Source organism: Streptomyces sp. NPDC127084, from assembly GCF_042724175.1.
Classification (GTDB): Bacteria; Actinomycetota; Actinomycetes; order Streptomycetales; family Streptomycetaceae; genus Streptomyces.
Window position 1 is genome coordinate 1 of record NZ_JBHXFA010000114.1, and the last position, 24,876, is coordinate 24,876.

General features: G+C 68.8%; 22 protein-coding genes. 6 read left to right on the top strand and 16 right to left on the bottom strand.

The features are described 5' to 3' along the window. Window positions 1–355 precede the first annotated feature (355 nt). The gene (locus tag ACFWI9_RS23945; RefSeq protein WP_387165022.1) at window positions 356–658 is read left to right on the top strand and encodes a hypothetical protein; all 303 of its coding nucleotides are present in this window, start codon (window positions 356–358) and stop codon (window positions 656–658) included. 611 nt (window positions 659–1,269) lie between these two features. Continuing rightward, the gene (locus ACFWI9_RS23950) at window positions 1,270–2,166 is read left to right on the top strand and encodes a recombinase family protein (RefSeq protein WP_387165024.1); all 897 of its coding nucleotides are present in this window, start codon (window positions 1,270–1,272) and stop codon (window positions 2,164–2,166) included. A gap of 2,276 nt (window positions 2,167–4,442) precedes the next feature. Here ACFWI9_RS23950 and mobF read toward each other — a convergent pair. The 13 genes from mobF to ACFWI9_RS24015 form a co-directional block, all read right to left on the bottom strand. Continuing rightward, complete coding sequence (gene mobF, locus ACFWI9_RS23955; protein ID WP_387165026.1) at window positions 4,443–8,573, bottom strand: MobF family relaxase; 4,131 nt, start codon at window positions 8,571–8,573, stop codon at window positions 4,443–4,445. 605 nt (window positions 8,574–9,178) lie between these two features. Beyond that, window positions 9,179–9,553, bottom strand: a complete 375-nt coding sequence (locus ACFWI9_RS23960; RefSeq protein ID WP_387165028.1) for a hypothetical protein — start codon at window positions 9,551–9,553, stop codon at window positions 9,179–9,181. A 110-nt stretch (window positions 9,554–9,663) separates the two neighbouring features. Continuing rightward, a complete protein-coding gene (locus ACFWI9_RS23965; RefSeq protein ID WP_387165030.1) occupies window positions 9,664–9,831 on the bottom strand; it encodes a pRL2-8 in 168 nt (55 codons plus the stop codon). Between the two features lie 12 nt (window positions 9,832–9,843). Continuing rightward, on the bottom strand, window positions 9,844–10,344 hold the full coding sequence (locus ACFWI9_RS23970; protein ID WP_387165031.1) for a hypothetical protein: 501 nt from the start codon (window positions 10,342–10,344) through the stop codon (window positions 9,844–9,846). A 59-nt stretch (window positions 10,345–10,403) separates the two neighbouring features. Further along, a complete protein-coding gene (locus ACFWI9_RS23975) occupies window positions 10,404–10,655 on the bottom strand; it encodes a hypothetical protein (protein ID WP_387165033.1) in 252 nt (83 codons plus the stop codon). 122 nt (window positions 10,656–10,777) lie between these two features. Next, window positions 10,778–11,158 carry a hypothetical protein gene (locus ACFWI9_RS23980; RefSeq protein ID WP_387165034.1) on the bottom strand — a complete coding sequence of 127 codons (381 nt, stop codon included), beginning with the start codon at window positions 11,156–11,158 and terminating at the stop codon, window positions 10,778–10,780. A gap of 157 nt (window positions 11,159–11,315) precedes the next feature. Continuing rightward, complete coding sequence (locus ACFWI9_RS23985; protein WP_387165036.1) at window positions 11,316–11,993, bottom strand: hypothetical protein; 678 nt, start codon at window positions 11,991–11,993, stop codon at window positions 11,316–11,318. 11 nt (window positions 11,994–12,004) lie between these two features. After that, window positions 12,005–12,196, bottom strand: coding sequence for a hypothetical protein (locus tag ACFWI9_RS23990; RefSeq protein WP_387165037.1), 192 nt, complete (start codon window positions 12,194–12,196; stop codon window positions 12,005–12,007). A gap of 240 nt (window positions 12,197–12,436) precedes the next feature. Continuing rightward, window positions 12,437–14,719 carry an FtsK/SpoIIIE domain-containing protein gene (locus tag ACFWI9_RS23995; protein ID WP_387165039.1) on the bottom strand — a complete coding sequence of 761 codons (2,283 nt, stop codon included), beginning with the start codon at window positions 14,717–14,719 and terminating at the stop codon, window positions 12,437–12,439. Window positions 14,720–14,805: 86 nt separating this feature from the next. Further along, complete coding sequence (locus ACFWI9_RS24000) at window positions 14,806–15,186, bottom strand: RRQRL motif-containing zinc-binding protein (RefSeq protein WP_387165040.1); 381 nt, start codon at window positions 15,184–15,186, stop codon at window positions 14,806–14,808. A gap of 3 nt (window positions 15,187–15,189) precedes the next feature. Beyond that, the gene (locus tag ACFWI9_RS24005; RefSeq protein WP_387165042.1) at window positions 15,190–16,581 is read right to left on the bottom strand and encodes a DUF2637 domain-containing protein; all 1,392 of its coding nucleotides are present in this window, start codon (window positions 16,579–16,581) and stop codon (window positions 15,190–15,192) included. Further along, window positions 16,578–16,820, bottom strand: a complete 243-nt coding sequence (locus ACFWI9_RS24010; RefSeq protein ID WP_387165043.1) for a hypothetical protein — start codon at window positions 16,818–16,820, stop codon at window positions 16,578–16,580. Before ACFWI9_RS24010 ends, ACFWI9_RS24005 begins: the two co-directional genes overlap by 4 nt. After that, window positions 16,817–17,320 (bottom strand): hypothetical protein, encoded by a 504-nt coding sequence (locus ACFWI9_RS24015; protein ID WP_387165044.1) that lies wholly within the window; start codon window positions 17,318–17,320, stop codon window positions 16,817–16,819. Before ACFWI9_RS24015 ends, ACFWI9_RS24010 begins: the two co-directional genes overlap by 4 nt. Window positions 17,321–17,687: 367 nt before the next feature. Here ACFWI9_RS24015 and ACFWI9_RS24020 point away from each other — a divergent pair, with 367 nt between their 5' ends. The 4 genes from ACFWI9_RS24020 to ACFWI9_RS24035 all read left to right on the top strand — a co-directional run bounded on the left by ACFWI9_RS24020 (window position 17,688) and on the right by ACFWI9_RS24035 (window position 21,920). Further along, entirely contained in the window at window positions 17,688–18,464 is a 777-nt protein-coding gene (locus ACFWI9_RS24020) for a GntR family transcriptional regulator (RefSeq protein WP_387165046.1), read from the top strand. Window positions 18,465–18,474: 10 nt separating this feature from the next. Continuing rightward, window positions 18,475–19,023, top strand: a complete 549-nt coding sequence (locus ACFWI9_RS24025) for a UTRA domain-containing protein (protein ID WP_387165048.1) — start codon at window positions 18,475–18,477, stop codon at window positions 19,021–19,023. Between the two features lie 250 nt (window positions 19,024–19,273). Further along, a complete protein-coding gene (locus tag ACFWI9_RS24030; protein WP_387165050.1) occupies window positions 19,274–20,248 on the top strand; it encodes a bifunctional DNA primase/polymerase in 975 nt (324 codons plus the stop codon). A gap of 310 nt (window positions 20,249–20,558) precedes the next feature. After that, complete coding sequence (locus ACFWI9_RS24035; protein WP_387165052.1) at window positions 20,559–21,920, top strand: phage/plasmid primase, P4 family; 1,362 nt, start codon at window positions 20,559–20,561, stop codon at window positions 21,918–21,920. A gap of 811 nt (window positions 21,921–22,731) precedes the next feature. Here the strand turns inward: ACFWI9_RS24035 and ACFWI9_RS24040 are convergent. The 3 genes from ACFWI9_RS24040 to ACFWI9_RS24050 form a co-directional block, all read right to left on the bottom strand. Further along, complete coding sequence (locus ACFWI9_RS24040) at window positions 22,732–23,175, bottom strand: hypothetical protein (protein WP_387165053.1); 444 nt, start codon at window positions 23,173–23,175, stop codon at window positions 22,732–22,734. Next, on the bottom strand, window positions 23,175–24,005 hold the full coding sequence (locus tag ACFWI9_RS24045; RefSeq protein ID WP_387165054.1) for a ParA family protein: 831 nt from the start codon (window positions 24,003–24,005) through the stop codon (window positions 23,175–23,177). The genes ACFWI9_RS24040 and ACFWI9_RS24045 overlap by 1 nt, the downstream gene beginning before the upstream one ends. A gap of 197 nt (window positions 24,006–24,202) precedes the next feature. Then, the coding region (locus tag ACFWI9_RS24050) for a hypothetical protein (RefSeq protein WP_387165055.1) at window positions 24,203–24,876 on the bottom strand (674 nt) is incomplete at its 5' end.

The window sequence follows — 24,876 nt, forward strand, 5'->3', positions numbered from 1 at the left end:
TTCCTCCAGCCATTCCTGCTCGGCCTTCTTGCCCGCCTTCACCACCTCGTTGAGCGCCTGGAGGTCATCGGGCTCGACAGCGACCACAAAAGGCATCAGCGACATGGCGCGCAGTCTAGCTAGATAGAGCGCCCGCGAATCTGTACTCCGCGACTTCCCGTACGCGCGCGCGTGGGACGGTCTCACGAGTTCCACACGCTTCCTTAGTCGCCAGCGTTTTCGCCTGCGAGAAATGTGCAAGCAAGCTAGATAACGCGCTCCGTTGGTGATCTTCGCTGGCGTCAACCTGTGGCATCGCCCGTACGCGCCGCGCCGTGAGCCCGGCCGAGCCGCCAGCCGCTGGCACCATCCCGTCATGTCCTGCACCTGCGCCGAAGGCTTCACCGTCCAGCTCCACGACGGCGGCACCCGGTATCCCGTGATCCCGGTCGACCAGCACACCGAGATCTCGTACTACTTCGACGCGCGGTGCACCAAGTGCAGCGCGAAGTACGAGCCCCCGTTCGCGAGGGTCGACAACGAGGGCCAGGTCCTTACCGACCAGATGCAGGACGTGCCGATGGTGGACTGGCTGTGGTTCAGCAAGCAGTGCGGCCCCTTCACCTGTGGCTGCGATCAGGAGTCGTTGGTGGGCGATCCTGCGATGCCAGGGCCTTGACCCCGGCAGGTGGTCAAGGGGGCCTCAGCCTTGCAATGGGGGCCGCGCGGCATGATCCATCGTGACGCTTACGCGCCTCACTGTGACGCCTCCCGCGACGATCGTTCGGAAGCGTCACCGGCAGCCAGGGCAAGCCGCTTCCGCGCCCTCCAGGCCCGCGTGCGGCACCTCTTCGAGCAGTAGACCGAGTCGACCCGCTTCCGAATGGACACGCCCCACCCGCACACCGGGCAGCGCCCCTCCACGTACGCCTGCTCTCCACGGAGGATCTCGATGCCCCGGGACACAGCGAGCTGGAACACGGTGGCCTGCCGGTGGACCAGGCGCCAGTGCCGAGACCGGCAGGCCGTGTTGCAGTACCTGCGGTTCGGTCCGGCGTCCCGGGGCAACGGTGCCCTGCACTGCGCGCAGCGACGGGTCGGCTTTCTGGTCACCCTTCCAGGGTCGCCCCGGCACGAGGCCGAGGAAAGGGCACTGGGCCAGGCAGCCTGTTTCATAGGTGGTCGCTCGTAAAACACTTCGCCGCGTGCCGATCATGCTGCACGTTCTCTGTTTCATAGGTCGTTGCAAGTGGCTTGCCGTTTGAAACATACACATGAAACAGTTGGCTTGTGACTGACGACTACCAGCGCGTTGAAGCGCACGACTGCCCCATGTCCACCTGCGCGGCACCAGCGGGCTCCCCCTGCCGCACCACCAAGGGCAGGGTGGCAGTCCAGTACCACACCGCCCGATTCCGGCTCGTGCCCTCGCTGACGAAGGCGCTGAACGTTCCCGTCCCTCCGGTGCGCAAGCCGGGTACGGCCTGGGTGGAGCTGCCGCGCCCGGCCGGGGCCGGCGCCCAACCGGTCGGCCATGTCCGTATCGGCTACGCCCGCGCCTCCACCGCCCGCCAGTCACTCGACTCCCAGCTCGACTCCCTCGCGGCGGCCGGGGTTACCCGGGTCTTCTCGGAGAAGGTCTCAACCCGCGCCGCCAAGCGGCCGGAGCTGGAGAAGGCAGTCACCCTCGCCCGCGAGATCCGGGCCTCCGGCGTCGCTGTGACTCTCGTCGTACACGAGCACAAGCGACTCGGCCGAGGCATCGACCTCGCCACGCTCGCCGAGGAGCTGCGCGCCAGTGACGTCGGCCTGGAGTTCCTCACCGGCGAACTCCAGGGCTCTCACGACCCCTCGGGAGTCGTGTTCACCGTGCTCGCCGCGCTGTCGGGCATGGAGCGCGAGTACATCCGAGACCGGACGCTTGAAGGCCACGAATCGGCGAGGAAGCGCGGCAAGACCATCGGCGGCGCCAGCGTCACCGACGACGACATGCTCGGCATGGCACTGCACCTGCGGGCCCAGGAGTTGAGCCTGCGCGATATCGCAGCCCGCCTAGTCATCACCAAGGGCGCCCGCAAGGGACACCACCCATCCCCGGCGACCGTCATGCGAATGCTGCGCGAGCACGACGAGAAAACGGCCGCGACGGAGCCCGTGGCGGCCCTGGAGACCGGTGAGAGCGCCTGACAGCGCCCACAAGGGCACCAACGGGGTTCCGGAGCGTCCAGAAGGCGACCTCGGGGCCCTCGCGCTTCCACAGCGACAGTGAGCCGGGCTGGGCAGGCCGCGATGAAGGGGTGCCGGTAAGAACGCTGTCAGCAGCCGCAAACGGCGGTGGTCAGTCCTCTGACCTGGAGGGGCCGGGGCAATTCCGCCGTGTTGGTCGTCTCAGCCTGCGCGAGGCGACCATCCCAGTATCCTGGCTGACTGAGGTTCCGTGGCCTCGCCGCCCAAGGAGTGGCGCACCGCGACGTTCCGCCGAGGTGCTTAAAAAAAAGCCTTGCAAATCCGGACATTCGATATGGCGTCATATATCGCCCGTTTTGGCCGAGTTCAAGGCTTCCTCCTCGGATCGAACCCGCAGGTGCCCAGGCGGCCCTGCCGGGTTCCACGGACCAAAGGGTCTCAGTTGAACCTGCACATTGACCCCGTGAACGGCTCCATCGTCGTTGCTTGCCTTCTCGTGGGGTATCTCGTCTATCGGCGCCCCACCGGAAGCACGGGTGAACAGACTCCCGCCCCGCCTCAGAAGGACCTCCTGGGTGGGGTGGTGGCAGCCTCGGCCACCCTCCTCGTCCTGGCCTTTCTGTTCGGCCGTGGAGACGGGACGAACAACCAGGTCGAGGAGCGCGTCCCTGGTCCAGCACCGACAGCGACCAGTGCGCCTCTCGGCGGTTCAGAGAACCCGTCTACGGGGCGCTGAGGCAGAGAAGTACCAACGGCGGGGCGTTTTCAGCCCCCGGGCCAGCGACCCCGCCCCAGCACCCCATGAACCCCGCGACGAGCCCGCGATGAACTCCCCTCCGGCCGCGACATCATCGCGGGCAACCGGTCATGCGTCGTGTCCTCGCCGCGGGGTTCATCGTGGCCTGGAAGACCCGGTGGGCGGTCACCGGCGGTCTGGCTCGCGGTAGGCCCGGCGCAGGCCACCCCTCTCGTCAGCCGCAGCGGGGCGTTTCACCGTCATGCGATTTTCCGCGCACGGTTCGTCCGCGTGCGGAGGATCGGCCACATAAGAAGACCATCCTTCAGAAGACCATCTCTCTCCCGGGGACGTCGGCGTGCGGCTGCCTGCGCAAGAGAGAGACAGCCATACGGGCGCGCGCGCGTGAACCTGCGCAAGTCGCGCAATCAGCCGTCGATCCGTCCGGATTGGTCCTGCCGCTCCTTCTCGCGGGCGCACGCGATGGGCCGGTTCCGAAAGTCCCAAAACCCCGCCAGCGGGCCTGTACCGAGCTGTCGACCAGAGGCTTGCCCAGCGGTGGGAGAGGCTTGCCCACCGAGGCTTGCCCAGGGCTTGGTGGGCTCCCTGGAGAACACCGTGAGCGCTACTGGGGGTTGCTCCCACAGTTGCCTGCACAGGGGGCTGCATGGGCGGACCCAGGGTTGCACCGGAGGTACTGCCGGAGGTGGGAACCCCTCTCGCGGGAATCCGTGCGTTCCCCCTGGTCAGAGACCGTGGGCAAGCCTCTTTCGCTCGCCGACACCTCTATGTACGCGATAGCCGTACGAGAGGTGTCGGTGTCTGCCGGGCCGTCCGCCGAAGGTCCGCCGGGCACCCGCCGTACAGGCTGGCCTCGTCGCACTCTCGGCGGACCCTTGGCGGGCGCCGATCTGGGGGGTGCTAGATGCTAGGCCGCAGGTCACTACGGGGATCGGCTGCTAGCGCCAGCGCTAGACCTAGCATCCTGGCCCGCTAGATCGCCGGGCCCGTCAGACTCGTCATATGAGCACTGCGCGTCGGCCTCTTGGCCTCGGTCCGGCGATGTCGCCGACCGCCTCGTCTGCCCGGACAACTCAGCGTCGGCTCCCCGTCGAACGGGCTGGGAATGACGGCCTGGTGGGCGTCAGCGAGGAGGACCAGCCAGCGGTGAGGTCGCGGAGTCGGCGGGTCCTCGGGCCGGGCTGCTCGCCGGTGCAGGGTGCCGTGGAGGAGTAGTCGGCGTGACCTGAACCCCTTGACCACCAGCCCGGACCTGCGGGGTTGGGCTGGCGACTGGTGCCCGTGAGGCAAGTTGTAGGGCAAGCCTCCTCCTACGCGCCTGAGCACGCTGGTCAAGGGTCCACTGCGGCACTCTCCGACCCCGCGTCCGAATGCGTCCCAAGGGGCGGTGTGCCCCGGCGCGGACGGCGGCCGACCCAGACGATGCCGTCTCGCGTCGGGGGATGCCGACCTGCGCGGGGGTCTGGGGGCCGCGGAGGCCCTCCAGCGGCCACCTGCGTTCACCGGTGACTGGCCCCGGCTACAGCGAGCGCCCCCTGGACTGCTCTGGCGCGGGCGGCTGGTAGGCCGGCGCCTGGTTCCGGATTGCCTCCGCCCGCTTCTCCTGTCGGCGCTCGCGTCCGGCCGTCTCCTTGTCGTGCAACTTGGGGAACTTGTCGGCGATCGTTGCGCGCAACGCCTTCTCGGTGCGGGCGTCGGCGGCCTGCGCGCGGTGGCTGGCGGCGTACTTCCGGAACTCGCCCGCTTGCCTGGTGGCCCGGCCGACGGCGTCGCGGTCCCGCTTGTCGAGGTGGTGGCCTTGCCGCTCGGCGGCGGAGCGCATGTCCGTGACCTGCTTGGCAGCCTTCTCGACATCGGCGGGAACGGGCTGGTTCGCCACACCGAGACTCTCGGCAAAGGTGCTGTCCTGCACCAGCTTCCACGCTTCCCGTACGGCCGCACGAGCGTGCATTTTCGCGTCGCCCTCCACCTGCCGGTACCCGGCGCGTTCCGCCGTGAGCTGCTCGGTGAGCTTTCGGTATTGCTTCAGGGAGCTGCCCATCAGGCGGTGTCCGAGTCGGCTTTTGCCCTTGCTCTCGGCGAGCTTGTCCAGTTGCCTGGTGCGTTCGTCGGCGCGGACGGTGGCGGTGAACGCGGTCTCCGTGTGGCCCCGGGCGCTGCTGAGGAGCTCCTCGGCCTGGTCGAGGAGCTTCCCGGCCTCGGTGGCGTACCGCTGACCCCGGGTCGGTGCCCCGGTGGCCTTTTCGAGGTCCAGGCGCGCGGCCAACTGCCTCGCCTTCGTCTCCTCCTGGGTGGCGACTTCGTCCGCATCGGCTGCGCCGCGGTCGCCTTGCGCGATCTGCCAGTTCAACTCCTGCATGGAGAGGTCGCCGTAGATCCGCGACTTCCATGACGGGACCGCGCGCTCGTCGGCGTCGGCCTTGATGCGGGCGAGCAGTTCCTTGGCCTTCTCCTCCGCACGGGCGGCCTCCTCCTGGAGCTGCGCCTCATCGTGCGCCTGCCGTGGCGACAGGGACACCGACCGGGCGCGCGCCGCCTGGGCCATGCGATCTCGTGCGAGTCGCCGTTCGGCTTCGGCGCGGGCCTCCTCGGCGGACCGTTCGCGCTGCTGCGGCACAGGTGCGGGAGCGGGTGGTTCGTGGAGGAGGTCGGAGACCATGCTGTCCGGCCGGGACTGCCCGAGGAACCGGGCGAACGCGTCGATGGCGCGCTCCAGGCGCTCCTTCTCGCTGCGGGCCTGTCCGAGCCTGCTTCGGGTCTGCTCGTCCTCGAGGACGGCCAACGGCAACCAGATGTGGTTCTGCTGCCGGGCGCGTGTGATGCCGGGATAGGTGGCGAACGCGTTCGCGCCGTGCCCGTACATCAGCGAGGTGTTGCACGTCAGGCCCTGGCTCGCGGCGATCGTCATGGCGTAGCCGAGGGAGAGCGCCCCTTTGGTGACCTGCTGCGGCGTCACCCAGCCGGATTCCTCGCGGTGGCCGCCCGGGGATTTGGTGTCCTTGACTCGCCAGGTGATCTCGACACGGTGCTGCTCGTCCACGGCGGTGACGACGGCCCGGTAGCCGTTGAGCATGTCCGGGCCTTCGCCGCGACGAGACCGGTAGTCGTTCTGGCGGACGCGCACGACGTCGCCCACGGCGAGGGTGAGCGTGTCCCCGCCGGGCAGGGCGTAGGTGTGCTCGGCGCCGAGTTCACGGGCCTCGCGGCGGATCGCCTGCGCGCCGAGGTTGAGCGCGTCGACGTCGCTGTTGCGGGCGGCGAGCACCACCATGTTGGCGATGAGCTCGTGCGGGTCGGCCCACTGCTGGAGCCGCAGCTCGTCCCAGGCCATGAGGATCTGGGAGCGGGCCTCGTCGGCGGTCTCGGCCGGGTGCACACGCCCGCCCTCGGCGAGCATCCGCAGCGCCAGCTCGTGGTTGCCGGTGCGCCACACGTCCAGCGCGGCCAGCTCGGCGGCGTCCTCCTGGCGGCGGTTCTCGGTGAGGGTGAGCCCGTGGACCAGGCGGTGGGTCTCCTTGAACCAGCCCCCGGGCCCGATCGCCTGGAGTTGCAGGTGGTCTCCGATGCCGACGACCTTCGTCCCGGTACGTGCGGCCTCGGTCATGAGCACGGCGGCGGCGCGGTCATCGACCATCGTCGCCTCGTCCACGACCAGGACGTCGATGCCGCGCAGCCCCTTGCCGCCCTCGATCTCCTGGAGCCAGGCCGCCACCGTCTTCGCGGGGATGCCGGATGCGGAGGTCAGTTGCTGCGCGGCCACCGCGGCGAGGGTCGCGCCGGCATAGGTGGTGCCGGTGGCGTCCCAGCCGATCCGGCAGGCCTCCATCAACGTGGACTTGCCTGCGCCGGCGACACCGACGATCGCGTCGATGCCGTGCCCGCCGGTCAGCACCCGGACCACCGCGGCGATCTGCTCTTCGGACAGCTCGTATCCGGCTGCGACCTGGAAGACGTCGACGGCGGCAGCGGCCTGGTCGGCGGTGAGCTGCACCGTGTTGCTGTCGAACCGCTCCAGCGCCTGTGCGCGGACGCTCTCCTCGGCATCGAGGATGTCCTGCGTGGTGTAGCGGGCGATGGACGACATCACGGTGGAGCCGATGGTGGGCACGCGCACCGCGTAGCCCTCGACCTCCAGGACGTCGTCACACAGCCGCTCCAGGCTGTCCGGCCCCGCGTCGATGCCGAACTCCAGCGCGTTCGCCACGGCCGCGAGGAGCTGCGCACGGGTGAACGTCTTGTCGTTGGCGGTCAGGCCGGTCTCGGGATCGAAGATGACGGCCGCGATGTCGGCGGGTGGCGGGAGGCGCGGACCGGTTCCGGGCCCGTCCAGACCGGTACCACCGTCCGGGCCGGGTGGACCGGGGGCAGCCGCGGCGACCATCGCGTCGACGTCGCCGACGACGGCTGCGGCGCGCTGACGCCAACTCTCACGCATCGTCGTGGCATCGACCTCGACCTTGTCGCGCTTGGTCGCCATCGAGGCGGCCTGCTTCTCCGTCCTCGACGCGTCGGCGCCGGCCTTCGCGTCCACGAGCGCGGCCCGGCGGCTGAATGAGTCGCGGAGCTCCTCGGAGATGCCCCGGACCTCCCAGGCGCCGGTCCGCTCGTGGCGCACGCGCCGCACCCCGAGCCGTTCGAACGTCAGGGCGCGCACGCGGGCCTTGAAATAGGCATCGGCGGCCGACGCGTGACGGTGCAGGTCCTGGCCTGAGTTGGCTATGGAGCGCCACTCGCCGTCCTCGCACAGCGCCACGTTGGCGATCGTGACGTGCAGGTGAAGGTGCGGGTCGCCGGGCTCCCCAGCCCGGATCGGGCGGGCGCTCTGGTGCTCGACCGACCAGGCGAGCAGACCACCGGTCGCCACCCGGACTCGCTCACCATCGGTACTGCCGACCGCGTAACCGGCCCACCGCTCCACCTGGCGGAACGTGTCGCGCTTGGCCTCGTGCACCAGGTCGCGCAGCTCCTGCTCGCTGAGCTGGTCCATGAGGCCATGAAGGACGCTATCGCTCTTGGGCAGATCCAGGACCAGGTCCCAGCCACGGACCCGGTCATCGTCCCTCATGTCCTTGTGCGCCCATGCGGTCGCAAGTTCGGCGTCGCCGTAGACGTCGGCGAGGGCGAGGCCGGCTGCCCGCGCCAGCTTGTGCAGGGTGACCACCTGCATCCGGTGCGCTTCGCCGAACCGGTGCACGTTACGCCGCTGCGCCTCGAATACCCGGAGCTGCTTGGGCTTGCCGTCGAACAGCTCGGCGGCCGTGACGCCCCTCTCCTCCGCTGCTGCCCCGATCGCCTCGACCAACCGGGCGGTGGTGAGCTGAGCCTTCTCGTGGGCGCGGACCGACGTTCGGGAGGTGACAAGCCGGGCCCCGGTCTGTGGGTGGCAGCCCGCCATAATGCGCCGGGCAGCGGCCTTTCCCTCGTCGTCCAGCACCGCACCCTCGACCAGTCCGAGAGCCTCCAGACCGCTGCCCATCCACACCAGAGCGGCCCCGCCCTCCGGTTGCAGCCGGTAGTCGACGGCGGGATCCGCTGCGTCGTCCAAGACGACCGTCTCCGCTGCGCTGGCCTCCACGACCGCACACCCGGCCTGCTCCTTGAGCCGGTACTCGACCTGCGCGTCCGCCACGATCCTCGTCAACCAGGCCACAGCCGCCCCTCCCCGCCACGCATCTTGTGCCTTTGTGCTTTTCCCGGCTTGCCGGGGTTCCCCGCGAGGGGAACCCCCTTTGTCCTCTCTCTGTATTTGATCATCCCCATGGAAGGGGTCGTGAACCGGCCTTGTCGGCAGCCCTCGTGTGCTTCAGCGGCCTGCGGTCTAAGGATCGGAATCCTCATGAAGCCTCTGAGGAGCACTCCGGGGTGTTGAATCCAAGGGCGTCCGCTACGCGACGCATCGCGGTCCGAGCCTCGTACGCACGCTGTCGGCAAGATTGCCGACAGTAATCGCGTGGCCTTCCCGTACCGGTCTGACCGACGGGCCGGTTGCACCAGATGCAGAGTCGATTGCCGTGCTCATCCGTGAGGATCTCAACCATGCACGGTTAACCGTGCTGGTGATTCGAGGTTTCCCCACTCGATCCGATGGCTCAGGCGAGGTGCAGGCCACGGTCTGTATTTCCGCGTTCGTTCCTGCAAGCGAGAATGCTGACGGTTAGGCAGGTGAGAATGCTGTCAGTCCGTCCCGGTCTACTCTGGACGCGAAGCGACCCCCGGCACTTTCCCTGCCGGGGGTCGCTTCGGATTTGGGTGGGGCTACTCGTCGTCGGCCGCGTCCCACTGTCCGCCCATGTGGCTGGTGCGGGCGGAGACGATGGACAACTCCTTCAGGAGGTCGTCCGTGAGTAGTTGGGCACGGCGGAGAGCGGCTTCGCAGACGGCGACGGCGACTTCGGGATCGGTGCCGTCGTCCATGCGGATCGCCTTTTCCACATCGAGGCGGAGGAGGGCGGCGTTCATCTGGTCGAGGGTCTGGGGCAGGCGCTCGATCAGGGTGCGGATGCCGTGTGCGGTGTCGCCCACGGCGGGCGGCGCGGTGTAGGCCTTGGAATCCAGGGTGCGATGGTTGAGCGCGCGGAGGGCCTCGGCTGCCTCGGTGGCGAGCTCGGCGGGAGTCTTGGACAGATCCATCAAACAATCCTTTCAGTTGGCAGTGACGGTGCTGGTCGCTTCACGGAAGTCGCGGGAGCGTCAGTTCCAGGGGGTCGGCGGCGACGATTGGGCGCTCTTGAGCACTTCGCCTACTGCCCGACGATCATGTTGCCGTGGCCGTTGAGCATGTGGTCCACGCACGCAGGGCAGTCCTCGCGGGGCTGGAGGTGCTTGTGCGCCTCGCGGGAGGCGTAGGCGTGGTACCAGCACTGCCGACACTCTCCGGGCGGGGGGTTCATGGCCTTCTGGCTCGCCATCACGGTCTCCGATCAGTGGTTGAGGTTGGTGTGGGACCGGCCGAACCACTTGCCGTGGCTCGTGACCTGCGTGCTGTGCTCCTGGTGGACGGGTCCGGCGTAGTGGTGGTGGGTCGTGACGTTCGCGGCCTTCACGGACCGGACGACCGAGCCGATCGCGACGACGACGGCGGCGATGGCGGCGATAGGGAGCGTGACGAACAGGACCGATGTCAGCGTCACGGCGGCGAATCCCTGGCAGACAAGCCAGAAACCGCACCCGATGCCGGTGATGCCGGCGCCGACGCCGATGGAGGCGACGGCCATCCCGGCGGCCCAGGCGGGCACGATCCGGTGGTCCGGCTGGAGCTCGGGTGCCGCGGTGCCGTACGCGGGGACCGGTGTGGGGTCGACGTACGAGGTCGCGGTGGCGACGGGCTCCGACCTCCACAGGCCCTCGATGATCCGGCGGGCCTCGGCTTCGGCCTCCGACTCGCTGAGCGGGCGGCTTTCGGCGGTGTTCTCGGTACTCACGGGGCGACCTCGGCTTTCTGCCTCTGTGGCCCCCGGGCCCAAGCCCGGGGGCTCGCCTGTCAGTTCTGGTTGGTGCGGTACTTCTTCGTGCGGCGCAGGACGTGGTCGCGGCTGAAGCCGGTGGCGTCGACCGCGTCGAGCTGGAGGGCCTGGCCCTGGTCCAGCTCGGCGGCGATGGCCTGCCACATGACCTCGTCTGCGGCTTCCTTGGCCTGGTCGGCTGCGGCGTGCGCTTCGTCGCGGACCCTCTTCAACTCGGCGATCCGTTCCTTGGCTGCGGCGCGGGTCTCCTTGTCGGGGCGGGGGTTCATGTCGGGCTCCTTCGGTCTCGTGAGGGACGATGTGGCTCCCTCCCGCTGCCGTTCGGAGCGGGATCACGGGGCCCGGGGCGGCCGGCGATCCTTGGCCGGGTGACGGCCGCCCCGGGGCGTATCTACCGGTTGGCGACGGGGGCCTCCGGCACGGGGACGGTCGCCTCCGCGGCCGTGGCGACGTGGACGAGGGTGTCCCGGGTCGTCTCGGCGGCGGCGTCCAGGTGCTCGGCGAGGGTGCGGTAACCCATCCGCCGGGCCCGCGCCTTGAGCGCGACCAGGTAGTGCCAGGTGTCGTGCAGCTCGTCGTGCAGGTCGATCAGGCCGGGCTGGAAAGCGAGCGAATCCGTGAGCCTGGCGGCGCCTTCGTTGTGCGTACGGACCCGGTCTGCGAGGGAGTTGAAGGAGTTCTCCGAGATGGCCTCGCGGACTTCCTCGGCGGACTCGTAGGCCCACGCCTTGCCCATGAGGCTCATGAAGAACTTGGTCAGGATGTTCGGCACGGTGCTCTCCCGTCTGCGTTTTCGCTTTCTTTTTCGCTTGCGGTAATTCAAGGATGCAGACTCCGAGTCTGCATGTCCAGAGGTTCGCAGACTCTGAGTCTGCATAGAGGGTGTTCGTGCAGGTCAGCGCCCGGAAAATCTTGCGGGGGATGGGCTGTCAGGTGCTGCGGTGGCAGACGCCGCACGGGATCTTGACCTCGGAGGTCTTGCCGGTGGCGGAGTGGACGCGGGTCGAGATGGTGACCATCCCCGCCCGACAGCCCTTGACCTGGCAGCGGCTGCGCTTCGGCTTCGGGGCCGTGGTCGGCCCTGCGCCGCCGGTCTGCAAGGTCCAGGCCGTGGTGAGGGCGGTGGCCTTCGCCGCGTACGCCGCATCGCCCGCCTTCTTCTTCGCCGTGTCGGTGACGGCCCCGGCAGCAGCCGCCGCGTGGGCGCGGCCTGCCCTCTTCTTCGCGCGCCACCACCGCTTGGTGTCTCCGGTGACCTGGCCGCCGAGTGCTGTGGCGGCGGTGACGATGTCGTCCAGGATGAGCTCGGGGACCAGCTCGCCGGTCATGACGATGCCGCGCCAGTGGGCGGTGAAGGTGTCGGAGTCGGCCGCCTTCTGCCGTCCGGTGCGCGCGGCAAGCGCCGCGTCGACCAGGCCGTTGGTGATGACTTCGTGGTCGTCGCCCTTGCCGCAGGAAAGGCAACTGATGAAGGCCGGCCAGACCTCGCGGAATCCTCGCTTGTAGATCTGGAGGGAGAACCCGTTGGCGCAGTTCCCGCACTCCACCGGATCATCGTTGACGTATGCCAGGCCGTGCAGGTCAAGGTCGGGCTTCTTGTCGAACACCGGGGCCTCCTTCAGCTCTTGCCATCGCGGGTCGAGGTGACGGCCGGGGTCGGTGTCGGGTGCGGTGCGGGGCTGGCCTGGTTGTCGCAGCCGCCCGCGAGGTAGAGCCCGGCGAAGAGGCTCGCCACGGAGCAGACGAGCACCTTGTTCCTGGCCCACCAGCCGGGCGGGGTGGGCTCGCTCAGCACGTACTTGACGCCCATCGGGGGTCGTCCTCCGTCGTGTTGTTTTTGTCAGGATTTGGGATGGTTCTGGGACTTGGATCCGACCCGGATCGGTTCGCGTTGATGCAGGTCAGATGGGGTGCGCATCCTGGACACTTCCCGGCTCGACCTGGACGGGGGCTGTCCAGGTCGAGGGGGCTGCTGTCCGGGTCGACGGCCGCCCGGTCCGGGGTCATACCAGCCCAAACCGGGTGGCCGTCCAGGATGGATCCGGGTTGGTCAGGCCGTCAGGCTGTACTTCGTCTGCACCGCCCGGAGCACCGCCGTGAGGGGGTAGCCGTTGAGCGCGGAGGGGCTGTCCTGCCACGTGCGCTTCTTCTTCTCGTCGGCCTCGCGGACCACCAGGCGGGCGAGCTTCTCGGGGGTGACCTCCAGCCCGGCCGTCTTGAGCGCGTCGACCAGCACCGTGCCCGGGAGCCAGTTGACCTCGCCGGTTGCGTCCTCCTCCTTCGCCTCCTGGTCGTAGGCGTTGAACACGTCGACCAGGACGGCGAGGATGTCGGCGTCCGGCTCGCCCTTGCCCCGGAGCTGGTCGGCGAGGGTCTTCGGTCCCTCCGGGAGGGTGCCGGCCGCCGCGCGGAGGTCATGCGCGCGTTTGATGAGCAGCTCGACCTGGTCGTCGTCGTAGTAGTCGGCGCGGACCAGGACCGGGTTGGAGCCCTCGGCCCACAGCAGGCCGGCGCCGCGCATCTCCGGCTCGATGGTCTTCGCCGAGTATCCGGCCGCCGCGGCGCCCTTGCCGAGGATCGTGTCGGACGCCTCGGGGGTGGTGCAGCGCAGCGCCCACCGGATGGACAGCAGGTCCCGCAGGCTGGTGTCCACGACGTCGGAGCCGGGCTTCTGGGTGGCGCAGAAGGTCACGATTCCGGCCGCGCGGCCCCGGGAGACCAGGTTGCGCAGCAGCTTGGTGATCTTCTTTCCGTAGTCGTCGTCGGTCGTGTAGAACATCAGCTCGTCCACCCACAGCAGCTTCTGACGCAGCAACGGGTACTTGTTCGCGAGTTCCTCGGTGACCTTGCGCTTGCCCAGCTTCTTGAGCAGGGCGTATCGCGCCTTCATGTCGGCGACGGCGGCCTTGAGCATCTCGTAGAACGCCTCCGGGTCGGCGTCCCCCTCGAACCACTCGCAAAGGTGCTCGAACGGCTCCAGGTCACCACCGCCCTTCCCGTCCGCGAGCCACAGGATCACGCGCGGGTCGAGGGCGGCGGCCAGCAGGATCACATTGCCGGACGCCGACTTGCCCGCCCCTGGCTCTCCGCCGACCAGGCCGGACCGCTCGACCACCGAAATCGAGATCGCCAGTCCGCGCACGTCCGGACCGATCGCAATGCGACCCCAGAAATTGGTGGCCGCTTCCAGGGCGAGGAGCGGGCCCGGGTCCGCCGCGCCGGTGAACGGCAGATCCTTCGCGACGTAGATTTCCAGGCGACCGGCGCGGGCACCCTTCCCCTTGGTCTTGGTCATGCTGACCTGCGCGTCCTCCACACCGAGAGCAGAGGCGATTTCCGAAAGGGCACGCATGGCCTTCTTCGCCGGAATTCCGGGCGGCAGGTCGATCACCGCCGACCAGGCGCCTCGCGCGTCCAACATCGGCATCTGCACGATGTGCAGGGTCTCCTCCGCGCCGATCACCTTGGCCCGGCGGAACACCTCGTCCAGCATCGGCGCGGTCATCGGGTCCCCGTCCCCCAGCGAGCGCCAGTCCGCCGACCAGTCCGTCTCCTCCGTGACGGGGTGTCGGCCCGCAAAGGCGCCCCCGGCGAACGTGGCAAGCGCTCCGGCCGTCGCACCGAGCCCACCAGCGCCCATGTAGCCGGTGCTGATCGCCGCCAGCGGCGGACCGTACGCGGCGCCGATACGCAGGCCGTAGGCACGGCGTCGGTCTGCCCGCAGCTTCTTGTGCTCGGCGATCGCCTTCATCGCAACCGTCTGGGTGCGGTCGGCCTCGCGCTGGGCGAGCTGCTTCTTGTTCTTCATCAGGCCCGGGGTGAACCGGGCGGTGCGGGCTGCGGCGCGGGCCTCGGCCGCTGCGATGTGCGCCTGGTGGGCGATGGCCTGGAGCTGGATGCCCTCGAAGCCGCGCACCCAGTCGTGGATCCGCCGGCGTCCGCGCCTGAACTGAGCGACGTGGCCCCGGTCGGTGCGCTGGCGGCGGACCCACCGCCGGTAGTCGCGGATGCGGGCGCGGTAGAACACGCCCGAGTACATGGCCCAGCCCTCGGCGGACTTCATCCAGGCCGGGATCAGGGGCCGGTCGTCGAACGCGTCGAAGTCGGCCTTGTCGACTTTGGCGAGCTCGGCCCCGGCCGTGGTGATGCGGCCTTCGAGAACGCGGCGGGCGGATTCGACAACCGCGGCCCGGTCGGTGGACCCGGTCGTGCCACCCAAAACGGGGGCAGCGGCCGGGGTGCTGGTGTCCGTGGCCGGCCCCGCGCCGTGGACGTAGGTGACGGTGGCCAGGTCCGTGCTCTCGTGGCGTGAGCCGGTCGGCATCTCGGTCATGCTGGTCCTTCTCCTTCGGGAGGAAGCGGGGCCCGGCGGCGACTGTGGAAGGGAGGCGCCGGGCCCCGCGCTTTCGGGGCGATTCGTCAGGCGGCGGCGGTGAAGCCATCCGCGCAGGGAGTGCAGACACCGAGCGAGGTCGGCAGGCAGTACGGACGGACTACGCCGCACTCAGGGCACGTGCGCCGGGCCCGCAACGCCGCCGCGAGAGAGGCGATCTGGCCCGGGGAGCGGGGCTTGGGCGGGGTGGCCCGGTCGAGCGAGTAGAGGCGGGCGAACCGCGGCTCGGTCGGCGACTTCCGGCTGAACCACATCACCTGCGCGACGGCCGGGCCCCGGGGCCGGAGCCCCTTCGCCACGAGCTGGTCGCGGGTCGCCAGTCCCTCCGGGGCCAGGCCCCAGGGGAAGGTGGGCACGTCGTGCCGCTCCCCCTCGGGGTCCCAGAGATCAGCGATCCGGCGGGCCATCGGTCAGGCCCCCACCGCGACATCGGTGTCGATCAGGCGCAGCTTGCGCTCGGCGACGACCAAGTCCCGCAGCCGCCGGGCGTCGTCCCGGCGGATGCCCATCCGCTTCGACAGGGCAGCGGCGGAGATCTGGTTGCCCTCCGCCACGAGCTCCGCGGCGGTCTTCAGCCCGTCCGGCAGGAGCGCCTCCAGCTCCTCGTCCGACCGGCCCCGGCGACCGTTCCCGCTGGCGTCATCGCCAGCGTTCCCAGAAGCCTTCCCACTTGCGTTCTCGCGGGCTTTCTCGCTTGCGGACTCGGACCCGTGCACCCCAATTCCCGCAAGGGCTGTAGCGCCCTGTGAGGGCCTCTTGAGAGCGGGGAGCGGGACGGTCGGACCGAGGGTCGGGATGCCCTCGGAGAGCCGGTGCGGGAGCGGGTTGTAGAGGCTCGCGAGCATCCCCGCGCGGACCAGCTCCGGGCGGACGTGCTCACCCAGTTCGAAGGCGGCTCCGAGCGCGACCCGGGCGTTGGTGGCGTCCGCGTACACCTCGGCGGACAGACCCGGCTCGGCACCCTTCTTGATCCGCCACGCGGTGGCGAACGCCTCTTCCTCGGTGACCGACTCGAAGGGCAGCGCCGACAGCAGCCGGTCGGCCTCGGCGGCGATGTCCTTGTGGTGCCTGCGCCGGGCTGCGAGATGCTTCTTGCGGGCCTTCTCCCGGCGCCGCTCCTCACGGGTCTTGCCGTGCGACCCGTGGGTCTTCATGTCCCACAGGTAGATCGCGATGAGCGACGACGCGGCGAAGACGACGGCCACCCACTCGTGGCCCGGCAGAGCCTCGGACCAGTGCCAGTAGTTGACCCCGGCAGCGAGGAACGCGGTGACCCAGGTGGCGACCCGGTACTTGCCCGCCGGCCTTCCGGCGTCTTCGGCGGCCTTGCCCATGAAGGTCAGCGCCCAGGCTGTGCCCTCCAGCATCGCCGAGAGCAGCGCGGCCAGGAGGACGAACACCCCAGCGTCGGACAGGGCGCCGACCTGCGAGATGACGGCTGGGACGATCGAGCAGACCATCACGAGGCCGACGAACGCCGTGACCGGGTTCCGGTTCAGCCAGCCGGTCAGCTTGCCGACCTTGGCCCGGCGGGCGGCCTGCTTGCGGTCCTTCTCCTGCTGCCGGGCCCGCTTGTCCGCCTGCTCCTGGCGGCGCTTGGCGTCGGCGTCCTTTCGGGACTGCTCCGCCTTGGCCTCGGTGTCCTTGCGCTTCTCCTCGGCGGCGAGCCGCTTCTCCTCGCGCTTCGCCTCCAGTTCCAGGCGGCGGTCCTCGCGGGCCTGCTCCGCCCGCAGCTCGGCGTTCTTCCGGGACTGCTCGGCTTGGGCCGCGGCGTCGGCGCGGCGCTCCTCGCGGTAGCTCATCGGGTACCTCCAGCCGCCGGGTTCGCGATCCCGGACAGCACGGTCGCCAGCTCGGTGCGGAGTCGAGGGGAGATGGGGCGGACGCGGCAGTGCCGGGCGAAGGTGTCGCCGCCGGCGGCAGTCGCGCGGGCCACCATTTCGGTGATGACGCTGACCAGGGCCGCGACACCGGCGATCACGCCGAGGGTCATCTCCAGCACGGTCAGCAGGAACAGGGCGAGGTGGGCGAGGAACTTCATGCCGCCACCTCCGTCGGGATCTCGTCGCGGACGAGGCGCAGGGCGGCGCGGACCGCGCGGCGCTCGGTGCGGGGCGCGCGGGCGCGGGCGACGGCGGCGGCCGGGTCGAGGGTGCCGAGGGTGGCGAGGACTTCGTACGAGTCGAAGTCGGCGGCGGTCCAGTCCGCGGTGATGTCGTCGGCCTCGTAGCCGCGGGCATCGTCGGCGGCCACCAGCTCGGCGACGACGACGGCAGCAGGGGCGGTGGGGGCGTTCTTCCGGGTGCGCAGTTCGCGCGGCATCCGGCGGAGCAGGCTCTTGTAGTACGCGGCGTCCTCGCGGTCCGTGGCCGTCTCGACCCGGAAGTCGGCGAGGAAGCTGTCCAGCGCGTCCCGGCTGGCGAGTCCGCCGGCCGTGAAGTCGCTCTCGACGTCCCACGGCTCGACCATGTCGAATCCGTGGGCCACCTCGAAGAACTCGGACTTCGTAACGATGCGCTGACCTGCGACGATGATGTTCATGCGGGTCGTTCTCCTCTCGGTGTAACGGCCCCGGCGGCTCTCCGGCGGTCCTGGCAGATCACCCGGAGAGCCGCGCTATGTCAGGCCGACTCCTGATGTTTTGGGCATGACTTCGACCCGGCTACAGAAGGCATACCGGGTCTTTCACCGCTTCCGCTGAACTAGTTCTGCGGGGCGACGTGACGATTAAGGCACTCTCCGGAGTCGCTGTCAATAGAACTAGTTCAGGCTGTCGCCGACACGACGGAATGAACTAGTTCTGCGCTTCCATAGCTGTGCGCACGCAAGGTATGGTCGGCCTCGGCTATCCACACAGAACTAGTTCTGACAGACTTGGGGATGAGCAATCACACAAGAGGGAGCAGGCGTGGAGGAGAGCAAGGTCCCGAAGGTTCAGCGACTGGCTGCTGAGCTTCGGGACAAGATCCGACGAGGCGTGTATCCGCCCGGGTCCCCCCTGCCGAAGGTCCGCGACCTCCAGGAAGCCGAAGGGGTCGCCTTCCAAACGGCACGGGACGTGTACAAGGTCCTGGAAGACGAGGGACTGATCCTCTCCCGGCGAGGAGAGGGCACCTTCGTCTCTCCCATCCTTGGCAAGATCCACCGCGACGGCACCGGCAGGTACATCAAGGCCGCCCGGGAGGAAGACGGTGCTCGCGGCGCGTTCGCCAGCGAGATCACCCGCCTGGGCATGACCCCCCACTCGGCAACGGTCATCAGCCGTCTCAAGCCCCCCGCCCGGGTCGCCAAGATCCTGGGGACTCACCACGCCGCGAAGGTCCTGGTCCGCGCACGCACCATGCGCGCGAACGAAACGACCGTCCAGGTCGCCACCTCGTACTTCCCCGGGGACGTCGCCTTCGGCACCCAGCTCGAAGAACAGGACACCGGCGAGGGCGGCAGCAAGTCTCGCCTCGCAGAAGCCGGCCACGCTCAGGTCCAGATCCGCGAAGAAATCGACGTGCGGACTCCGACGAAGGAAGAGGCAGAGGCCCTCAACATCCCGATGTCTCGCCCCGTCTACGAGATCACCCACATCGGTCTGACCTCCGAGGGGCGAGCCGTCGAGGTCTGCATCCACGTCATGCCCACCACCCTGTGGTCGCTCAGCTACGAGTGGCCCATCGACCAGCACGAATCCTGAGAGGACCACCTTGAGCACCAAGAACGTGATCGTCCGTGACGCAACTGAGCGGTACTTGAAGGAGCGCCGGGAAGCTGGCGAGAGCCGCGGCGCCTTCGAGACCGAGATCAAGCGGCTAGGAGGGAACCCTCGGGTCCACACCGAGGTCCGTCGCGGCTCAGCTCCGGCTGAGGTAGCCGCCATCCTCGCCGTTTCAGAGACCGAGGAGACCGTCGTCCGGGCTCGCCACATGTACAACGGCGACCAGCTTGTCCAGCTCGCCGACTCGTACGTGCCGCGGGACGTCGCCGAGGCTGCCGGGATCGAGAACCCCGACCCGGGCCGGGGCGGCATCATCAGCCGCATGGCAGAGGCTGGGTTCGCCCAGACCGAGGTCATCGAGGAAGTCATCCAGTACCCCGCCACCCAGGTGGAGGCCGACGCCTTCGGCGTCGCAGTCGGAAGTCTCCTTTTGCAGATCACCCACATCGGCCGCACCGCCGACGGTCGCGCGGTCGAGGTCACTGTGCACCGACCGGGCCCCGGGTGGGTACTCCGCTTCAGCACTCCGCTGAGCTAACGCCTGTGGGGCCCGGAACTCCGGGCCCCACACTCAGTTCTCCACCATAAATAGGGACTTACGCCCCGCTCCGCCATGAAGGATGACCATCCACGGCGGATTTGGGTGCACGATTAGGCCCCACAAACGACCGAAGGCGCCCTGGCAGGGGCGCCTCGGCTACTGCAAGGCCGGGACAGGCATCCCGGCAAAGTTCGAGCGGTACGAGAAAGGACGCTCGTCAATGAGGGTACGAGAAGGATCGGCCCCGGTGCCACATCGCCCGGCTCACAACACGGCCACACCTCGGGCGCTCCGGGCAACATTGCTGGCCAGCGCGCTGCGCTACGCCGAGCGAGGGATGTACGTCCACCCCCTCCTGGTGGGTGCGAAGGAGCCGCGCTGGCTGAACTGGGAAACGCGGGCGACCCGTGACCCGGAACTCATCGAGCGGACGTGGGGCCGGGCACCGTTCAACATCGGCGTCGCCTGCGGGCCCTCGGGTCTGGTCGCGCTCGATCTGGACGTCCCCAAACAGGGAGAGGTGTCCGATTCCCCGGAGATCGTGGACGGCGTCACCATGCTCGCCTCCCTTGCGGCCCGGACACCGGACGCCTGCATCACCCCGACCATGACGGTCCTCACCCCGAGCGGCGGCCAGCACTTGGTCTACCGGGCTCCGGCCGGGGCGATCGTGCGCAACACCGCGCGGACCGCCGCGTTCTGCATCGATACCAGGGCGGCTGGCGGCTACATCGTCGGAATCGGCTCGGTGGTCAATGGCGCGTCGTACCTGCTTAAGGACGGGAGCCCTACCGATCTGGCGGTACTGCCGGAGTGGCTTCTGACCCTGATCACGACTACACCTACGCCACCCAAAGCGGGGGGAGCGCCTCGCCGGGCCGATGTGGTGGCCCGGCTGCGGGAGCTGACCAGGCAGGGCACACGCGAGCAGCGGTGGGCCGCGGGCATCCTGCGGTCGGAGTGTGACGAGCTGGCGGCGATGAGGCAGGCGGGCGGGCGGAACAACCGGCTGAACCTCGCGGCGTACCGCGCGGGCCAGTTGGTGGCGGCCGGGCTCGTGGACCAGGCCGTCGCCGAGGAGCATCTGACGGAGTCCGCGCAGGCGGCCGGGCTCGGGGTCGACACCCCGCACGAGATTGAGAAGACCCTCAGCTCAGGAATGCGCGCGGGCTTGAAGCGTCCGCGCTCCATGCCGACCGCCCGCTGCGGCGGTGCCGCGTGAGAGGACGAGACGTTAACCCCACCGAGTACGTACACCTCCCCTCGGCACTGATGAAGGCCCCGGCGACGTTGGCGCGTCCCGGGGCCGGGCACCCGAGGAGTACGACTCGAATGCGTTCCGGTTCTACCTGCTCAACCGCGCTTGCGTCGCGTGTTCCTGCCAGCGTTTCCGCTGGCGGCAATGCTGGCCGGATCGGGGGTGCCGCATGAGCATCCCGGCAGCACGCGACACCGCACCCGACGAGGACATGTGGGCTGGCTCCGTCCCGACGACGCCCGAGCGTCCTCGCCGGCCTCGGCGCCCTCGGTCCATGCAGTCGATCCAGCACCGTGGTCAGCTACGGATGGCTGAGCGGTTCATCGAGGAGCACGGCGACCTGCTCCGGTTCGTCCATGGTCTGGGTTGGCACGAGTGGGATGGTGCTCGCTGGCTTCTTGATGAGCAGCGCGTCGACATGGCGTATGCCGTGAAGACGGTGAAGAGCGCGCTCAAGGCCCTGGAGGACATGAGCGGCGACGAGCGCGACGACCTGTACAAGGACGTACGCAAGTCCGAGTCCGCCTCCGGCCTTGAGGGACTACTGAAGATCGCGTCGTCCCTGGCTCCGATGAGCACGGCCTCGAAGGCGCTGGATTCCGACCCGTACAAGTTCAACACTCCCGAGGGCACGATCCATCTGGTCGAGGGCACGATTGAGCCCTGTGAACGAGCCGACCTGATCACCAAGGTGGCCGGTGCCGCGATGCCCGAGGAGGAGGACGGCGAGCCCGCCGGCGCCCAGGAGTGGGAACAGTTCCTCGCCCGCATCCTGCCCGACGAAGAGGTACGGGCCTTCGTGCGGCGCCTGTTCGGGTACGCCATGCTCGGGAAGGTCACCGAGCACGTCATGCCGATCTTCACCGGCACCGGCGCCAACGGCAAAGGCACCCTGCGCGACGCCCTGATGGCCGCATTCGGCGACTACGCCATCGAGGTCGACCCCGCGATCCTCATGGAGTCCAAGCACGAGCGACACGGCGCCTTCAAGATGCGGCTCCGCGGCGCTCGGCTGACGTTCTGCTCCGAGACGGAGAAGGGCAAGCGGTTCGCCGAGGCCACCATGAAGCGCCTGGTCGGTGGCGACCCAATCGAAGCAAATCTCATGCACAAGAACCCGATCACCTTCGACCCATCCCACACCCTCATCATGCTGACAAACCACCTGCCGCTCGTCTCAGGCGACGACCCGGCCGTGTGGCGACGCATCCTCGTCGTCCCATTCGACGTCGTGATCCCGGAGGAGGAGCGCGACGGCGGCCTGCCCGAGCGGCTGAAGAAGGCCGCGCCCGCAGTCCTGGAGTGGGCATACGAGGGCTGGCACGACTACATGGAGAAGGGGCTCGCCCCGCCTGAGATCGTCCGCATCAAGACCGAGGAGTACAAGGCGTCCAGTGACGTCCTTGGCCGCTTCATGGATGAACGGACTATCGCCTCACCACACGCGGTGGTGCCAGCCCGCGAGCTGTTCAACGCGTGGACGAGCTGGTGCCACGGAAGCGGCGAACAGGCGAGCAGTGAGGTTGAGTTCGCTAAGAGCCTGGAAGTTCGCGGATTCGCCAAGAAACGGACATCAGCGGGCATGGTGTATCCGGGCTTGATGGTGGCCGGAGACGACTCCGCAGACGATTCCTGACCCCCCTGCACAGCGACAGCTCAGCCCCCACCGGGAAGCCCGGTGGGGGCTGTCGTCATGCAGGAGGCGGAAACTCGCTGACCTGCAAGAATGTAGGGTTGTGGTGGGTTTCCCGATAACTTCCCATGGGCGCACGCATGGAGAGTTTCGGAAAACCCACCACAACCCTACACTGGGTGTATCCAGCAACTAATTTCCCAGTGATCAACTTCCTGCATCTGCGTGTTATCTAGCTTGATTGAACGCCGCAGACGGCGACGATCCGTACCGCCCCGCCCGGCCCCCCGCTTTTGGGTGGCTCTTTCGAAGGACGGACGGCGGGGAGGCTGGAGAAGGGGCTGTGGCGCGCTGAGGCTGTCGGAAGGTGCCAGGCCCGGGTGGGGCTGTGAGAGGCCGTCAGAGGGCCGTAGGGGGGCCTGAGGGCCGAAGGTGGGGGCCGGGGCAGAGTGCAGCGGGATATGTCTGCTGCGGGCCCGCAGCGCTCCAACTGCCATTCCCACGTTGAGTGCGGCGCGTGACGTGCGGTAGGTGGCGGTCCGCGCCCGGCGACGGCCGGGAGGCCGGCTGCGGCCGGTTCGGCCGTTGACGGTGAACGCGCGGACCGCAAGGGCCCGCACCCGGGGGTGCCGGGCGCGGACGCGCCCGTCCGCTTTCACACCCTTCGCCTCAAGGTCGCGCCGTTCTGGGTGAGCCCTGGTCGGGGGTGCGTCCCCTGTGACCAGGTCAGGCAGCAAAGCGCCCGCCTTCCCGCGTGCGGAAAAGCAGGCGGAAACGCGGGCGGAAAGCCGAATGTCAGGGCGAGAGAAGGTCGTCAGGCGACACCTTCCTGTCCGGAGGGACCAGGGTCCTGGATCTTCAGTCGCCGGAAGTGGGCCTCAAGGGCCTCTTCCACGATGGTTTGAGGGTTGAGGCCGGTCTGCTCGACCGCGATGGTGAGCTTGCGGTCTGTCGACGTCAGCAGTCGCACGCTGACCGGTACGCGCTCGGGGCCGCGCGGCCGGCCGCGACGCCGCGGGGCACGAGTGGAGCTCTTCGAGGTGGGGGACGGCGGCCGTTGGGGCTGGTGGAGGCCGCCGCTGGCAGGATTGCCAGCATTGTCGCTGGTGGAATCGCTGGTGTGAGAGGCGCCGCTACCCCAGGAATCGGGGTTGTCCCAGTCCGGCTCCTGGGCCCCGCGGAGGTCGGCAGGGTCCTTCTCCTGGGTCTTGCGGATCTCCTTGTCGGACTCGGCGGCCTTGTCCAGGAACGACGGCATCAGCGCTTCTCCTCAAGCGTCGGGACGGTACGGTGCAGCAGCTCGCGGTAGCCGGAGATGAGCAGCTTGGCCTCGCGACCGGGGGCTGCGGTGATGGGCATGGACCCGGTCCGGCAGATCTCGCGTACGGAGTAGTCGTGCAGGACGGTGGGAAGCACCAGGTCGCCCCATCGATCCTGGAGTTGTTCCTGCCAGTGCCGGTGGACCTGGGTGAACTTCCTGCCGGTCGGCACGATGCTCCGCACGATCCCGGTGATCTCCAGAGCCTCATTGAGGCCCCCGGGCGTGGTGTAGTGCTCGATCGTCGCCATCGCCTCCCGGGCGCCGAGGTACCCGTCCTTCTTGAGGGTGGAGGGGATCAGCACCTTCTTGGACGCGATAAGGGCAGAACCTACGATCTTCCCACCAGGCCGGGGAGGCGCGTCGATGAAGACGATGTCCACCAGGTCCCGCAGACCCCACAAGGCCCGCTTCAGCCGGAACTCCATGCCGGTCGTCTGGTCGGTCTCCCGATTGCCGAACTTCCGTACGGACGGGAGGACCCAGGCATTCGAAGGCCAGTGCTTCCCGGCACGCATGAGCGTCTCGCGCGCGATCTCGGCAGGATCGCGCGGGCGCTCCTCGGGGTCCACGAAGTAGATGTCGTTGACCGACTTCTTCGGGTCGGTGACACCCATCTCGTCAGTGAGGGTCGCCCGCGGGTCCAAGTCGACGCCGGCGACCCGCAGGCCGTACTCGGCGGCCACCGCGACGAGCCCCGCCGTCAGCGACGTCTTCCCGACGCCGCCCTTCTCGCTGACCTCAGCGACGATGTCCGGATCTTCGGCCACAGCGTGCTCCTCAGTTCAAGTAAGCCGAAGACTGCCGACCCCGCGTACCTAAGCGCAAGCTGACCCGCTTGCTTACCCGCAAGCGGAAAAGCCGACCGAAGGGCATGCAGGGAAACGATGCTCTGCATTTTATCTAGCTAGATTGACCGCGACTTAGCAGGTAAGGCCACCAGGCCGGATCAGAGTTGTGGGGAGAGTTATACGGTCGCGCGCTTGATCGCAGAGCGGATCACGTCACCGGTGGTGACTACCTGGGCCTGGAGCTTGGCCTTCTCCATGATGCTGTCGGCGTCCGGCCGGGGAGCCATCGCGGCAGACCAGAGGTGGAGCAGGGTGACAGCGCCACGCCGCTCGGCCTCACGGAAGATGACTTCGGGCCCGTCGCCCCACCGGTTCTGCCACTCCCAGAGCGCGGTGACGGCCGGGGCGGACGTCCAGTGGCAGGCGCGTACGAGCTGCTCGCCGAGGACGCCCGGGAGCTTCACGTACATCCGGCCGGTCAGCGGGGTCGGCTCGGAGCCGCTGCGCCGGTAGTGCTGCGGTCCGGTGCCCACGCGACGGCCAGGCACCGCGGCCTCCTCGGCGGGGACGAGGTCGTACTCGCCGTCCATCTGCCGGCGCTTCAACTCCGCGCGTACCTCACGGGCCACCACCAGGTCGCGGGTCCCGGCGAGCTTGCCCCGCTCCCGGAGCTTGTGGAACTCGGTGCGGATCAACCTGCGGGCCTCGCTCAAGGCCTTGCCCCGAAGGAGCTGGGTGCCGTGCGCCTTGCGGGCTTCCTCCAGCCATTCCTGCTCGGCCTTCTTGCCCGCCTTCACCACCTCGTTGAGCGCCTGGAGGTCATCGGGCTCGACAGCGACCACAAAAGGCA